The organism is Nocardioides hankookensis (genome assembly GCF_042658885.1).
Taxonomy (GTDB): Bacteria; Actinomycetota; Actinomycetes; order Propionibacteriales; family Nocardioidaceae; genus Nocardioides; species Nocardioides hankookensis.
Map to the genome: position 1 here is coordinate 574,817 of NZ_JBHSRJ010000001.1, position 14,577 is coordinate 589,393.

15 protein-coding genes are annotated in these 14,577 nt (G+C 71.5%); 8 read left to right on the plus strand and 7 right to left on the minus strand.

The features are described from left to right. Positions 1-62: 62 nt before the first annotated feature. The 7 genes from ACFPYL_RS02655 to ACFPYL_RS02685 form a co-directional block, all read right to left on the minus strand. Positions 63-1,349 carry a hypothetical protein gene (locus ACFPYL_RS02655; RefSeq protein WP_379150048.1) on the minus strand — a complete coding sequence of 429 codons (1,287 nt, stop codon included), beginning with the start codon at positions 1,347-1,349 and terminating at the stop codon, positions 63-65. Positions 1,350-1,494: 145 nt separating this feature from the next. Further along, on the minus strand, positions 1,495-2,829 hold the full coding sequence (locus tag ACFPYL_RS02660; RefSeq protein ID WP_379150050.1) for an FAD-binding oxidoreductase: 1,335 nt from the start codon (positions 2,827-2,829) through the stop codon (positions 1,495-1,497). Next, the gene (locus tag ACFPYL_RS02665) at positions 2,829-3,962 is read right to left on the minus strand and encodes an FAD-dependent monooxygenase (protein ID WP_379150052.1); all 1,134 of its coding nucleotides are present in this window, start codon (positions 3,960-3,962) and stop codon (positions 2,829-2,831) included. The genes ACFPYL_RS02660 and ACFPYL_RS02665 overlap by 1 nt, the downstream gene beginning before the upstream one ends. Next, positions 3,955-4,923: an alpha/beta hydrolase gene (locus ACFPYL_RS02670; RefSeq protein ID WP_379150054.1), complete on the minus strand. Its 969-nt coding sequence runs from the start codon at positions 4,921-4,923 to the stop codon at positions 3,955-3,957. The genes ACFPYL_RS02665 and ACFPYL_RS02670 overlap by 8 nt, the downstream gene beginning before the upstream one ends. A gap of 3 nt (positions 4,924-4,926) precedes the next feature. Continuing rightward, positions 4,927-5,727: an ATP-binding cassette domain-containing protein gene (locus ACFPYL_RS02675; RefSeq protein ID WP_379150056.1), complete on the minus strand. Its 801-nt coding sequence runs from the start codon at positions 5,725-5,727 to the stop codon at positions 4,927-4,929. A 2-nt stretch (positions 5,728-5,729) separates the two neighbouring features. After that, positions 5,730-6,839: an ABC transporter permease gene (locus ACFPYL_RS02680; RefSeq protein WP_379150058.1), complete on the minus strand. Its 1,110-nt coding sequence runs from the start codon at positions 6,837-6,839 to the stop codon at positions 5,730-5,732. Positions 6,840-6,844: 5 nt separating this feature from the next. Next, positions 6,845-7,837 (minus strand): sugar ABC transporter substrate-binding protein, encoded by a 993-nt coding sequence (locus ACFPYL_RS02685; RefSeq protein ID WP_379150060.1) that lies wholly within the window; start codon positions 7,835-7,837, stop codon positions 6,845-6,847. A 199-nt stretch (positions 7,838-8,036) separates the two neighbouring features. On the opposite strand from ACFPYL_RS02685, the gene ACFPYL_RS02690 reads away from it, so the two are divergent. The 8 genes from ACFPYL_RS02690 (at position 8,037) to ACFPYL_RS02725 (ending at position 14,545) form a co-directional block, all read left to right on the plus strand. Continuing rightward, positions 8,037-8,327, plus strand: a complete 291-nt coding sequence (locus tag ACFPYL_RS02690; RefSeq protein WP_379150062.1) for a putative quinol monooxygenase — start codon at positions 8,037-8,039, stop codon at positions 8,325-8,327. 6 nt (positions 8,328-8,333) lie between these two features. Further along, positions 8,334-9,320, plus strand: a complete 987-nt coding sequence (locus tag ACFPYL_RS02695; protein WP_379150064.1) for a fumarylacetoacetate hydrolase family protein — start codon at positions 8,334-8,336, stop codon at positions 9,318-9,320. Then, positions 9,317-10,663, plus strand: a complete 1,347-nt coding sequence (locus ACFPYL_RS02700) for an NAD-dependent succinate-semialdehyde dehydrogenase (RefSeq protein WP_379150066.1) — start codon at positions 9,317-9,319, stop codon at positions 10,661-10,663. Before ACFPYL_RS02695 ends, ACFPYL_RS02700 begins: the two co-directional genes overlap by 4 nt. Then, on the plus strand, positions 10,660-11,127 hold the full coding sequence (locus tag ACFPYL_RS02705) for a VOC family protein (protein WP_379150068.1): 468 nt from the start codon (positions 10,660-10,662) through the stop codon (positions 11,125-11,127). Before ACFPYL_RS02700 ends, ACFPYL_RS02705 begins: the two co-directional genes overlap by 4 nt. Before the next feature lies 1 nt (position 11,128). Next, on the plus strand, positions 11,129-11,920 hold the full coding sequence (locus ACFPYL_RS02710) for an SDR family NAD(P)-dependent oxidoreductase (RefSeq protein ID WP_379150070.1): 792 nt from the start codon (positions 11,129-11,131) through the stop codon (positions 11,918-11,920). A gap of 77 nt (positions 11,921-11,997) precedes the next feature. Continuing rightward, positions 11,998-12,945, plus strand: coding sequence for a VOC family protein (locus ACFPYL_RS02715; RefSeq protein ID WP_379150072.1), 948 nt, complete (start codon positions 11,998-12,000; stop codon positions 12,943-12,945). Beyond that, complete coding sequence (locus ACFPYL_RS02720) at positions 12,945-13,670, plus strand: SDR family NAD(P)-dependent oxidoreductase (RefSeq protein WP_379150074.1); 726 nt, start codon at positions 12,945-12,947, stop codon at positions 13,668-13,670. Before ACFPYL_RS02715 ends, ACFPYL_RS02720 begins: the two co-directional genes overlap by 1 nt. After that, on the plus strand, positions 13,667-14,545 hold the full coding sequence (locus tag ACFPYL_RS02725; RefSeq protein ID WP_379150076.1) for a fumarylacetoacetate hydrolase family protein: 879 nt from the start codon (positions 13,667-13,669) through the stop codon (positions 14,543-14,545). Before ACFPYL_RS02720 ends, ACFPYL_RS02725 begins: the two co-directional genes overlap by 4 nt. The last annotated feature ends 32 nt before the right edge of the window (positions 14,546-14,577 follow it).

Below are 14,577 nucleotides of genomic sequence, written 5' to 3' on the forward strand. Positions count from 1 at the left end.
CGACGTGTGGGAGATGGGTACCCGCGGCGGGCCGGTTTCGATGCGCACGACCCGCGTCGTGCTCAGCGTCGTACGGCGAACTTCGCCTTGGCGACCGTACCGAGGCCGACCTCGTTGCGAGCCCGGACCGTCGCGGTGCACGAGCCCTTCCGAACCGGACCGAGCTTGACGACGGCCCGGCGGACCGAGGCCTTCAGGGTCCTGTCGAGGCGGACCTTGCCGCGGCAGGTGACCTTGACGGCGTACGACGTGACCGGGACGTCGGCGTCGGTCGGGGCGGCCTTCCAGCTGATCGTGCGTCGGGGGGCACTCTTCTTGCCGGTGACCTCCAGCCTGGCCGCGCCGGGCGCGGCGTACGGGCCGATCGGGCGGAAGAAGCGGATCGTCCCGTCGAAGGTGTACGTCGCCGTCTCGAAGGTCGCCGTCGCGACGCTGCCCGACGGCAGCACCTCCAGGTAGGGGAGGCCGAGGCCCGTCCGGGCGCCGGTGAGAACCCCCACGGGCGCGACGTTGCCGGTAGCGCCGGGGTCGAAGCGCAGCACCCGGGCGTGGCCGGGGTCGGCGCCGTACGCGTCGGCGGTGGCGAGGTAGAGGTCGCCGCGGGTGTCGAGGCCGGCACCCAGCGGCACGCCGATCATCGTCTGGTCGCCCTGGAGGTACTGGGTCGGCGCGACGTCGCCGTCAGCGTCCGCGGCGAAGACCGAGACCCAGTCGGCGCCGCGGACGACCAGCCGGCCGTCGGGGGCGGTGTCGATGGTGCTCGGTCCGAAGATCTGCGTCTGGGTGCCGGAGCCTGCGTCGATGCCGCCGACCTCGACCGGCGCGCCCCCACCCGACTGGCTGTAGAAGAAGATCGCGTTGGAGTCGTTGTCGAGGACGGCGAAGCCGCCGTCGCGCTCGGCGATGTCGATGGGGGACATCAGCCCGAGGACGCCGTTGACGACCGAGACGTGGCCGGCGGCACCGCTCGCACCGGCGGCATAGATGAAGATCGTCGACGACGTCAGCTCGTCGTTGCTCGTCAGGACGTACGTCGTGCCGTCGTCACCGACCGCGATCGACCACGAGTGCTGGCCGCTGGGCAGGTCGAGGTCGATGGTGCGCTGCGGGGTCGCGTTGCCGGACGCACCCGGGGCGAACACCCGCACGGCCGCATCGTCGAGCGCGTAGAGGCGCCCGCCGGCGTACGCGAGGTCGCGGCTCCCGGCAAGGCCGGTCTTCGCGCCGACCAACGTCGTCGTCGGCCCGCGGTCGACGGTCTTCGTCGCTGCGGTCGACGCCGGGACGGCGGCCACGGTGAGGCCGGCCGTCACGGCGGTGATCAGGGCAGCGGTCAGCAGGCGGCGCATGCCAGGGCCTCTCGGTCAGCGAGGTCGGCCCCCACGGCCGACGGCCAAGCGAACCACCTGACGGCGCGCCTGTCCGGGCTTCTCTAGACAGGTGGATCGGTCGCGACGTGATGCTGAGAGTGCTCCGGGTGCTCGAGGACGGGAGCTACGCCCAGTGGTTGGCGTTGACGGAGTCGCCGAGGTAGCCGACGAAGAGGCGGTCGGGGTCGCGCTCGGCGTACACCTTCTGGAGGCGGTCCCAGGCGTCGTCCGACATGAACTTCACCTGACGGCGGGTGTGGTCGGAGTCGCCGAGGTACTGGCCGACGGTGACGGGCTCGAGGTCGCGCATCGCGTCCGCCAGCCAGGAGATGCAGCGCTCGTCGTCCGCCGGTGACTCCCAGAGGACGTACGACGCCAGGTAGATCTCGGACTGCATCGAGAACGCCATGTCGGGCAGCTCGCGCAGCGGGGCCATCGAGAACCAGATGGTGAAGGCCTGGGCGTTCGGCAGCGTCGTGTACGCACGGCGCATGGCCGGCACGACCTCGGCCGCCGAGCCGGTGAGCCAGGCGTTGTCGACGGCCCAGCGGTGGCCCTCGGGGTTGTCCTCGAGCTGGCGGGCGCGCTCGGCCTCGGGGGTGGTCGGTTGGTTGTCGACAACCAACACCGCGCGGTCGAGGGCGGGGTTGGCCCGGAACGGCGCCAGCGCGTGGTCGGCCTCCTCCCGAGACTCGACCATGGCCAGCGCGGTGACCAGCAGGATCGGGTCGGGGGAGATGCCGACGTCGGTCTTGGTGAGCGCCACGATCTCGACCGTGTCGGCGACGGACGCGTGCGTGTCGTGCAGCCACGTCATCACCTCGTCGAAGTCGTCGAGGTGGAAGCCCTGCACGGTGTGCGCGAAGTGTGCGGGCAGGGGCATCGTCTGGAGGTGGAAGCGGGTGACCACGCCGGGGAAGCCGGGGCCGGCACCACGGGCGGCCCAGTAGAGGTCGGAGTTCTGGGTCGCGTCGGCGCGCACCAGCTCCCCCGACGCCGTCACCACGTCGACGGCGACGACGTACTCCGCCGCCCAGCCCCAGCCGCGGGCGTTCCAGCCCTGACCGCCCTGGAGCAGGAAACCGCCGACACCGACGGTGGGGCAGTGCCCACCGGGGAAGAACCGTCCGGACTCGGCGAGGTAGGGCGCCAGCTCGGCGCCGCCCTTCGTCGAGGGAGAGACCCGGACGATCCCCGTCTTCTCGTCGAGCTCCATCTCCCGGAGCCCGCCCAGGTCGATCACCAGGGCATCGGTGCGCACCGACCACTGCGCCCAGCTGTGCCCGCCGGACCGTACGGCGACCTGCCGCCCACGCGAGCGCGCCAGCCGTACGGCGTCCACGACCTCCGACTCGGACGCCGGGCGCACGACGGCGGCGGGCTGCCGGTCGGTCAGCCTCCGGTTGAAGATCCGGTCGACCCGGGCCTCCTCGAAGCCGGGCTCACCCTGCCGCAGCATCACGCAGGCTCGACCAGGGCGTGCAGGGTCTGGCCCATGATCCGGCCCGGGTCGGCGCCCTCGGTCTCCGGGTGGATCTCCCAGTCGGCGAGCGTGAGGCTGTTGTCGAGCACCATCTTCACGCGCGGGAAGCGGCGCTCCATGAAGGCCGGCAGCACGTCGTCGACCGACGAGCCGGAGGTCAGCATCTCGGCCAGGATGACCGCGTCCTCGGCGCACATCGCGGCGCCCTGCGCGATCAGCGGCGGGCACGCGTGGGCGGCGTCGCCGATGATGATCGTGCGGCCGCGGTGCCACGGGGAGTCGACGCAGATCGCCTCGATCCACTGGTAGTTGACGATCGCGTCGTCGGCGAGGCTGTCGCGCACCTGGCCCCAGATCCCGCCGTACCCCTGGCCGCGCTCCTTGAGCTCGGCGCCGCGCGGGCCCTCGCCGAGGTAGGACCGGTCCAGGTCCTCCTCGAGCAGGAACGCGTAGCAGAGGTCCTCGGAGATGGGCGTGTAGCCGGCCTTGAACTTCGGGCCGCCGTAGTACATCTCCGAGCAGTCCATCTCGGCCGGCCGCTTCGCGACGGTGCGCCAGATGCCCATGCCGACGTGGTGCGGCTCGGTGTCGATGCCGATCATCGAGCGCACCTTGGAGCGGATGCCGTCGGCGCCGACGAGCAGGTCGACGGTCTCCTGCGACCCGTCCGACAGCGTCACCGTGACGGAGTCGCCGTGGTCGTCGAAGGCGGTCAGCGTGGTGCCGAGGCGTACGTCGACGCCCGCCTTCTCGACCTCGACCGCCAGGATGTCGGCGATGTCGCCGCGGACGGCGCCCATCGTGCCGGGCAGGTCGGGCCCGCCCATCGGGGGAGTCGGGATCTCCGCGATCACGTGGCCGTCGGCGGTCTTGAGCCGCAGGTGGTTGAACGCGAAGCCCCGCTCGGCGAGCTGGTCGTAGATGCCGACCGCGTTGAACGCCTTCAGCGCGTTGCCCTGCAGCGTGATGCCGTGCCCGACGCCGCCGAGCGACTCGCGCAGGTCGACGAGCACGACCTCGACGTCGCGCTGGCGCAGGGCGAGAGCGAGCACGCCGCCGGTGATGCCGCCGCCGACGATGAGGACGCGGTGGACGGGGGAGTCAGGCATGGGAGGGCTCCTGGGCGGTGAGGACGGTGTCGGCGATGAGCTGGAAGGCGTGCCCGACGGGCTCCACCTCGGCGGGCAGGTTGAGGAAGCCGTGCAGGACGCCGGGCACCACGTGCCGCGTGACGTCGACCCCGGCCGCGACCAGCGCGGCGTGGAAGGGCTCCTCGGAGCGGCGGAGGTCGTCGTGCTCGGCGTCGACCATCACGGTGCGGCACAGGCCGGCGAGGTCGGCCCCGGCCGGCATCGCGTAGGCGTCGGCGGACTCGGGCGGGCCGGCCACGTAGTTGGCGGTGATGCCGGCGGTCTGCTCGTCGGTGAAGCGGAGCAGGTCGGGCACCTCGGCCATCAGTGCGTCGATCTCGGACGTGCTCGGCGGCAGGACCGGGTGGAAGACGCCGTACGCCGGGACCAGGACGGCGGGCTGCCAGCCGTCCTCGTCGCGGAGCCGGAGCACGGCGCCGGTCGCGAGGTTGCCGCCGGCGCTGGCGCCGCCGACCGCGATCCGGTGCGGGTCGACGCCGCAGTCCGCGGCCGCGTCCCGCAGGCGGCGTACGACGGCCACGACGTCGTCCAGCGGCACGGGGTAGTGCACCCCGTCGACCGCGAGCCGGTAGTCGACGCTGACGACGAGCGCACCCGCGCGGGCGCAGACCTCACGCGCCGTGCGGTCGGCCTCGGGCATGTCGAGGTCGCCCATCATGAACGCGCCGCCGTGCATCCAGACCAGGGCGGGCAGGTCCGTGTCGGCACCATCGGGCCGGTAGACGCGCACCGGCACCGGGCCGTGCGGCCCCTCGACGACCGTGTCCTCGGCGACCACGGCCGGCGGCGGCGCGGCGTCGCGCCACTGCATGAACTCGTGGAAGCGCTGCTCGAGCGCCGGGTCGGACATCAGCTGGTCGAAGGACGAGATGCCGTCGAGCAGCGGGAAGCGCTCGACGTACGACGGGTGCAGGGCCACGGCTCAGACCGCCGCGTCCGAGAACATCGACGGGCGCGAGCCGGTGATCCAGCCGACGACGTGGTCGCGGTCGGCACCGGCGGCGGGCAGGTCGGCGACCTTCTTGCCCCGGTTGAGGATCACGATCCGGTCGGCGACCTCGTAGCAGAGCGGCAGGTCGTGGGTGACGACGACGATCGCGATGCCCTGGTCGGCCATCCGGCGGATCAGCGCCTCGACGTTCTTGGTCTGCTCGTAGCCGAGCGCGGCGGTGGGCTCGTCGAGCAGGAGGATCCCCTGCGACTCACCGTTGACCCGGATCGCACTGCGGGCAAGCGCCACGACCTGGCGCTGACCGCCGGAGAGCATCTCGACCGGGCGCGTCATCGGGGCCGTGCGGACGCCGAGGCGGTCCAGCTCCTTCTCCGAGCTGCGCCGCATCTCCTTGCGGTCGACGAAGCCGAGCCAGCCCAGGGGGCCGCGACGCAGCTTCTCCTGACCCAGGTTGAGGTTGATCGCGATGTCCTGCGGCTCCACCAGCGACAGGTCCTGGTAGACCATCTGGATGCCCGCGTCGGCGGCGTCGCTCGGGGCGTGGAAGGACTTCTCCTCGCCACGCACCCGGATGGTGCCGCCGGAGGGCTTGTGGGCGCCCGACATCACCTTGAGCAGCGTCGACTTGCCGGCGCCGTTGTCGCCGAGGAGGGCGACGACCTCGCCGGGGTGGACGTGGATGTCGATGCCGTCGAGAGCCCGGACGAAGCCGTAGTGCATCTCGATGCCGCTGAGTTCGAGCGCGGGGTGCTCGAGGGCAGGAGCAGGCATGGTCAGACCTTCTTCTGGTGGACGGAGAGGTTCGCGGCCATCAGCCGCTCGGACACGGCGGTCTGGAGCACCCGCTCGAAGGCCAGCGAGCCGAGCAGCAGGGCGCCGGTGCAGACCGTGGCCCAGTAGGGCTGGATGCCGCGGATCGTCAGGCCGTTGCTGATCGTGGCGAGGATCAGCGCGCCGACCAGGACGCGCGGCAGGCTGCCGCGGCCACCGGTGAGGGCGACACCCGCGAGGGCGACGGCCGTCAGCGCGGTGAAGATGATCGCGGGGCTGGCGTTGGGGTTGGCCTCGGTGACGTTGGCCGTCGCGACCAGTCCACCGAGGGCGCCGAGCACGCCGGAGATCACGAAGCCCAGGACGCGGTAGCGGTCGGCGTGGATGCCGGCACGTCGTACGGCCTCGGCGTTGGCGCCGACGGCCATCAGCCGGATGCCGTCGCGGGTGCGGGTCAGGAAGACCGTGCCGATGATGAAGACGGCGGCGACGATGAAGACCGGCGCCGGGATGCCGGAGAACGAGTCCCCGACCTTGAGGTAGCGGTGCGTGCCCATGAACTCGAGCTGGGTCAGGCCGGGGAACGTGTAGCCGCCGGCGATGACCGCGGCCAGTCCCGAGAGCACCGAGAGGGTGCCGATGGTGACGATGATCGGGTTGAAGCCGCGGATCGAGATCAGCCCGTTGACCAGGCCGACCAGGACACCGGTGCCGAGGCCGGCCGCGAGGCCGAGCCAGGTCGCGTGGCCGTGGGTCAGGACCCAGCCGCAGACACAGCTGGCCACCGCCGCCGTACCCGGCAGCGAGAGGTCGAGGACGCCGGTCATGATGCCGATGCCGACGCCCGCCGCGAAGAGCGCGGTGAGCGCGGCGGCGTTGGCCACCAGGATCGCGTTGTCGACCTTGAAGAAGTACGGCGAGCACCAGAACGCGAAGGCCACGATCAGCAGCCCCCACAGCACGAAGATGCCGCGGTCGCGGAAGAAGACCAGGAGCGACACGGTGCGCGGCATGTCCTGGACCGGGGACGGGGAGGCAGGGGCCGAGCCGGGGCCGGCAGTGGTGCCGGCCCCGGTCGCGGTTGCCTCGGAGTTCGAGACGGAGTGGGTCACGGTGCTCAACTTCCGGCCTTGACGACCTTCTGGGGGGTGGTCAGCTGCTGGCCCTCGGCGCTCGGGTCCTTCAGCATCTCGGTCAACGTCGCGACGTTCTGAGCCATGTCGTCCGCGAACTGCAGCGCGACCACGGCGTAGATGTCGCCACTCTTCACGGCGGCGAGGGTCTCGTCGTTGCCGCCGGTCTCGGTGATGCAGGGGATGTCCTTGCCGGCGGCCTTGTAGGCGCCGATGGTGCCGAGCGCTCCCTCGTCGTTCTGGGCGAAGACCGCGGTGATGTCGGGGTTGCCCTGGAGCACGTTGCCCACGTCGGTCTGGGCGGCCTGCCGGTCGCTGACCACGATGGACTGGACGATCTCGGCGTCCGGAGCGGTCTGCGCGAGGAACTTCTTGACCGCGCCCTCGTACTCCTCCTTGCCGGCGGTGCCGGGGGCGGCCTCCTCGAAGAGGACCTTGGCCTTGCCGTCGTACTTCTCGTTGATGCAGTTGCCGAGCTCCGTGCCGGCGGCCTCACCCTCGGCCGCGTAGTCGATCGTGGAGAAGGTGATGCCGGGCTGCATCCCGTCGAGCCCGTAGGCCTCGGGGGTGCCGTTGACGACCATCGGCACGCCCTTGTCCTGGGCGACCGGGATCAGCGAGGCGGCAGCCTCGGGCGCGACCATGATCGCCCAGACCGCATCGGCCTTGCCGGTCTCGATGGCGGTCTGCAGGTCGGTGACCTGCTTCTGCGGGTCGAGGTTGGGGTCCTGCACGACGACGTCGTAGCCCTGCTCGCCGGCAAAGGCCTTGATGCCGTCGGACAGCTGCTGCATCGCGGGGATCTTCAGCGCCAGCGGCGAGAAGACGAGGGTCTTGGTGTCGCCCGAGCCCGACCCGTCGTCGGAGCCGGCGGCGGGCTGGGTGCCATCGCTGCTGCAGGCGGCGAGCGTCAGCAGGCTGCCGGCGGCCAGCACGGCGAGGGCCGCTCGGCTGCGCTTGGAGAAGGGGTGCTGCATCGTCAACTCCTGGGTTTCAGGGGCGGTGGACCGCCTGTGGGTTCGGTCACAGGAAACCCGTGACCGCCATCACCCGGAACCCCGATCGCGGTGATGCCAGGCATCGACGTCGGCTCTTTCCCCGACCGTCGGACCCGCGCCTAGCGTGATGACGTCAGTCACACGCCTGACCCGTTCACCCCTGTACCGAGGAGACCCCATGCCGTACGTCGTCAGCGCCACCTGGACCGCCGAGCCCGGCCAGGAGGGTGTCGTGCTCGACGCGATCGAGAAGCTCGGACCGCTCTCCCGCGAGGAGCCCGGCAACCGCATCTACCAGGCCTTCCAGGACCCGGCCGAGCCGCTCGTCTTCCGCCTCTTCGAGGTCTACGACGACCAGGCGGCCGCGGACGCACACTGGGCCTCGGACCACTTCAAGGAGTTCGCGCTCGAGCAGGCCATCCCGGTGCTCGCCACCCGCGAGCGCGCCTTCTACGAGACGATCGGCTGACCACTCATGCGTCTCGCCACCTTCCGTCGGCACGACGACGAGCCGCGCGTCCGGCGGGTCGGGCTGGTGCTCGGGCAGGGTGAGCACGTCCGCGTGCACCCGTTCGACGTCGGCTTCGACCTCGTCGAGCTGCTCGCCGAGTCGCCCGAGTGGCGGGACTCCCAGGCCGACGTCGCCGCCGGCGGCGACGGCCTGACCCTCGACGAGGTCGTGCTGCTGCCGCCGGTCTACCCGGTCGCGATGCGCGACTTCCTCACCTTCGAGGCGCACGTCGACGGCATGGAGCGCGGGCACGGCAACCCCGGCCCGCCGGACGCCTGGTACGACGCCCCGGTCTTCCTCTTCATGGCGCCGCACGCGGTCACCGGCGCGTACGACGACGTCCCGATGCCGCCGGACACCGAGCGCCTCGACTTCGAGCTCGAGGTCGCCGCGATCGTCTGCCGCGACGTACGAGACGTGACGCCGGAGCAGGCCAAGGCCGCCATCGGCGGCTACTGCGTGATGAACGACTGGTCCGCGCGCGACGTCCAGGGCAAGGAGATGTCGCTCAAGCTCGGCCCGTCGAAGGGCAAGGACTTCGCCACCACGATCGGCCCCTGGGTCGTCACCGCCGACGAGCTCGACGACGCCCGCGACGAGGACGGCTTCCTCGACCTCGAGATGACGGTGAAGGTCAACGGCGAGCAGGTCGGCGCCGACCGGTCCGGCCACATGGGCTGGTCCTTCGAGCAGCTGGTCTCGCACGCGTCCCGCGCGTCGTGGGTCAAGGCCGGCGAGGTGCTCGCCTCGGGCACCTGTTCCACCGGGTCGCTCGCCGAGTCGTGGGGCCGCACCGGTTCGCTGACCCCGCCGCCGCTCCAGGTCGGCGACGTCGTCGAGATGACCATCGAGCGTCTCGGCACGATCCGCAACGCGGTCGCCGAGCCCGAGGACAACGTGGCCCCCGTGGCTCCGGCCCGCCGCCGCTCGCGTCTGGAGGCGTCCGCATGACCGTCGTGGTGACCCGCAACCCCGCGACCGGCGAGGAGCTCGCGTCGTACGACGCCCACGACGAGGCCGGTGTCGAGGCGGCGCTGGCCGCGACGTACGCCGCCTCGCAGGTCTGGGCCGCGACCTCGCTCGACGACCGGCTGGGCCTGCTCCGCGGCGTCGGCAAGCTGCTGACCGAACGGCGCGAGGAGTACGCCGCGCTGATCACGGCCGAGATGGGCAAGCCGCTCGCGGAGGCGCTCGGCGAGGTCGACAAGTGCGCGTGGAACTGCGAGGTCGTCGCCGACCTGGCCCCCGGTTGGCTGGCCGACCACGAGATCGAGTCGTCGGCGTCGCGGTCGTGGCTGTCCTACGAGCCGATCGGCGTCGTCTTCGCCGTGATGCCCTGGAACTTCCCCTTCTGGCAGGTGCTCCGCTTCGCCTGCGCCGCCCTGGCCGCCGGCAACGCGGCGCTGCTCAAGCACAGCCCCGACGTCACGGGCTGTGCCCTGGCGATCGAGGAGCTCTTCGCCGACGCAGGTGCTCCTGCCGGCCTCTTCCGCTCGCTGGTCGTCGCGGCCGAGGACGTGCCCGCGGTCTCGAAGCGCGTCGTCGAGGACCCGCGGATCGCCGCCGTGACGCTGACCGGCAGCGAGCGCGCCGGCTCGTCGATCGCGTCCATCGCAGGCGCTGCCATCAAGAAGTCGGTGCTCGAGCTCGGCGGCTCCGACCCCTTCGTGGTGCTGGCCGACGCCGACGTGCCGCTCGCCGCCGCGACCGCGGTCAAGGCGCGGTTCACCAACACCGGCCAGAGCTGCGTGTGCGCCAAGCGCTTCGTGGTGCACGAGGACGTCGCCGACGAGTTCCTCGAGCACTTCGTCGCCCACGTGGCGCTCCTGGAGGTCTCGCCGATGGCGCGCGAGGACCTGCGCGCGGGCCTGCTGCGCCAGGTCGAGGAGTCGGTCGCCCAGGGCGCGCGGCTCGTGACCGGCGGGCACGCCATCGACGGGCCCGGCTGGCACGTGGAGCCGACCGTGCTCGCCGACGTCGAGCCGGGCATGACGGCCTTCGACGAGGAGACCTTCGGACCGGTCGCCGCGATCGCCCGCGCCCGCGACGACGACCACGCCGTCGAGCTCGCCAACGCGACGACGTTCGGCCTGGGCGCCTCGGTGTGGGGCGAGCCGTCGCACGCGCTGGAGGTCGGCCGCCGGGTCCGGTCCGGTGCCCTCTTCGTCAACGCGATGGTCGCCTCCGACCCGCGCCTGCCCTTCGGCGGCATCGGCCGCAGCGGCTACGGCCGTGAGCTGTCGGCCGAGGGGGTCCGCGAGTTCACCAACGTCCGGACGATGGTGGTCGCGTGAAGCTGGACCACGTCGGCCTCAACGTCGCCGACCTCGACGCGATGAGCGCCTGGTACTGCAAGAACCTCGACCTGGCGATCGAGTTCGAGTTCGCCCTCGAGCACGTCGACTTCAGGGGTGCGATGCTGCGCTCGGCGGACGGGCACCGGATCGAGCTGCTGTGCCGGGCCGGCAACCAGGCGGGACTCCAGGCGTCGAACCCGGTCGAGGCCGCCCTCACGCGCGGCTACGGCCACATCGCCTTCGACGTCCCCGACGTGGACGCGGCGTACGACGCGCTGGTCGCCGCCGGTGCCACCGACCGGATGTCGCCACGACCCTCGCCCGAGCCGGGCGTGCAGATGGCCTACGTCGCCGACCCCGAGGGCAACCTCATCGAGCTGCTCGACCGGACCTCCGCCGAGATGGTCTCCAGGCTCGGCGCTAGCGCGCCTCGCACCTCAACCACCGGGATCGGTGGTTGAGGTGCGAGCGGAGCGAGCCTCGAAACCACGCCTGGACGGCAAGATCGCGCTGATCACCGGCGTCGGTGGCGGCATGGGCGTCGCGGCCGCGCGGCGCTTCGCGGCCGAGGGCGCCCGCGTCGTGGGCTGCGACCTGGACGAGGACGGCGCCGCGCGCACCGAGGAGCTGGTGCGGTCGGAGGGCGGCGACATCACCGTGTTCGGCGGCGTCGACCTCGGGGACGCGGCAGTCGCCCGAGACTGGGTCGACGCCGCGGTCGCGACGTACGACGGCATCGACGTCCTCTACAACAACGCGTCCACCCAGCGCTTCGCGCCGCTCGACGAGCTGAGCATCGAGGACTGGGACTTCACGATGCGCAACGAGCTCGACCTCGTCTACTACACGGTGCGCGCCGCGTGGCCGCACCTGAAGGCGTACGGCGGCGGCTCGATCATCAACGTCGGCTCGATCGCGGCGCTGCGGGGCGTGGAGTTCATGCCGCAGAACGCGCACTCGACCGCCAAGGGCGGGGTCATCTCCCTGACCCTCCAGCTGGTCGTCGAGGGCGGTCCGCACGGCATCCGCGCCAACGTGATCAGTCCCGGCATGACCGAGACCCCCAACACCGCGCCGCTGCTGGCCGACCCGCCGGAGCGGATGCGTCGCGTCGTGCTGGACCGGATCCCGCTCGGCCGGCACGGGCAGCCCGAGGACGTCGTCAACGCGGCGGTGTTCCTCGCCTCCGACGAGTCCTCGTGGATCAGCGGCACCAACATCGTCATCGACGGCGGCGCGTCCGTCCTCGGCTAACCCGGTGGTTGAGGTGCGAGCCCTCTGTCAGTTCTGGGAAAGCCTCGAAACCACCACAGCAAAGGAGATCACCAGCAATGAGTCACCTCAACGAGCACGGCATCACCCACCTGCGCCACGTCGACCTCGCGGTGCCGGACTTCGAGGTCCAGCGCAGCTTCTACAAGGACACCTGGGGCCTGACCGAGGAGGGCAAGGACGGCAACCTGTCGTACTTCGCCGCCGAGGGCTCGCCGGAGCAGTACATCGTGCGGCTGCGCCAGTCCGACGACAAGCGGCTCGACATGCTCGCCTTCGGCATGACCGACGCCGCGGCCGTGGACGCGTTCGCGCAGAAGCTCGCGTCGGCCGGCGTCCAGCTGGTCAACGAGCCCGGCGAGCTGCAGACCGCCGGCGGCGGCTACGGCTTCCGCTTCTTCGACGTGGACGGCCGGACCATCGAGCTGTCCAGCGACGTCGCCACCCGCCAGCACCGCGAGATCGAGGAGAAGGAGGCCATCCCGGTCCGCCTGTCCCACGCGGTGATGAACTCCAACGACCCCAACCGCACCCGCGACTGGTACGCCAACGTGCTCGGCTTCAAGCTCTCGGACACGCTGTGGGGCGAGCACATGGGCGAGATGATGCACTTCATGCGGTGCAACGACTGGCACCACAGCCTGGCGATCGCGCGGGGCCCGCACACGTCGGTGCACCACGTGTCCTTCGAGATGCGCGGCCTCGACGAGTACATGTACGGCACCGGCCGCGTGATGCGCGCCGGGATCAAGAAGATCTGGGGCCCGGGACGCCACCACGCGGGCAACAACACCTTCACCTACTTCCTCGACCCGTCGGGCAACACGATGGAGTACACGACCGAGCTCGAGCGGCTGACCACCGACGAGTGGCACCCCTCGGTCTACGACATCGCCGACCCGATGACCCAGGACCTGTGGGGGACGGCGGACCCGATGAGCGAGTTCATCGCCCGTGACTCCTTCAACGACCCCGACAAGGGCCTCTTCGTCGCCCCGCCGGTGTGATGCCCGACCTCACTGACAAGGTCGTCGTCGTCACCGGCGCGGCCCGCGGGCAGGGGGAGGCCGAGGTGGTCGCCCTGCGCGCCGCCGGTGCGACGGTGATCGCCACCGACGTCGTGCCGTTCGAGGGCGGTCGCACCCTCGACGTCACCGACCCGGCAGGCTGGGCCGCGCTCGCCGCCGACCTCGAGTCGACGTACGGCGCGGTGCACGGCCTGGTCAACAACGCCGGCGTGGCCGCCCGCGAGCGGCTGCCGCACGTCACCCTCGAGACCTGGGACCAGACGTTCGCGATCAACGTGACCGGGCCGATGCTGGGCATCCAGGCGCTGGTGCCGCTCATGGGGGCGGGCGCCAGCATCGTCAACATCTGCTCGGTGGCGGCGATGTCCGGTCACGCGGCCGCGGCGTACACCGCCAGCAAGTGGGCCCTGCGCGGACTCACCCGCTCGGCCTCGCTGGAGCTGGGGGAGCGCGGCATCCGGGTCAACGCCGTGATGCCCGGGCTCGTCGACACCCCGCTGATGGCCGACGCCTCGCCGGCATTCCAGGACGCGGCGCTCGCCGAGATCCCGCTCGGCCGCGTCGGGCAGGTCGCCGACATCGCGCCGACGATCGTCTTCCTGATGTCCGACGACGCGGCGTACTACAACGGCGCCGAGCTCGTGATCGACGGCGGTCTCACGGCGCACGTGTCCCACAAGGGCATCGCGGACGCCACCCGATGAGGCTCGCAACGCTCCGCCAGGGGGCCGCGGTGGTCGACGGCGACACGGCGTACGCACTGCCGATGCCGCTCGATGAGCTGATCCCGCTGGGACTCGAGCGGGCGCTCGAGATCGGCGCAGAGGCCAAGCAGGGCAAGGGATTCGCGTACGGCGAGGTCGACCTGCTGCTGCCCTTCAAGCCGCCGAGCGTGCGCGACTTCGTGACCTTCGAGAGCCACGTCGAGGGCGTGCGCCGCAGCGTCGACAACGCCAGCGGTGTGCCGGAGGCCTGGTACGACGCCCCGACGTTCTACTTCACCAACCCGCACGCGCTCTACGGTCCGGGCGCCGCCATCCCGCGACCCGTGACGTGTCGCGCGCTGGACTTCGAGCTCGAGGTGGGTGTCGTGCTCGGGCGTGGGGGTTCGGACCTGACCGAGGCCGAGGCGGCGGACGCGGTCTTCGGCTACACGATCGTCAACGACTGGTCGGCGCGCGACCTCCAGTCCCGCGAGATGCAGGTCGGCCTCGGGCCGGCCAAGGGCAAGGACTTCGCCACCTCGATCGGCCCATGGATCGTGACCGCCGACGAGCTCGCCCTCAGCAGTGACGGCAGCCTCGACCTCGACTGCCGGGTCTCGGTCAACGGCACGCCGGTCGGCCAGGACCGGCTGTCGCACATGCACTGGACCTTCGCCGAGATGATCGCCTACGCCTCGCGCGACTCCGTGGTGCTGCCCGGCGACCTGCTGGCCTCGGGCACGACGGGCGGCGGTGGCTGCCTCGCCGAGCTCTGGGGCCGCGCCGGCGCCCAGGTGCCGCCGCCGCTGGAGCCCGGCGACGTCGTCACCATGGAGGTCGAGGGCATCGGGACCCTGACCGGCAGCGTCGCCTGATCGACGGAGACACGCCCACGCCCGGTCCTTGT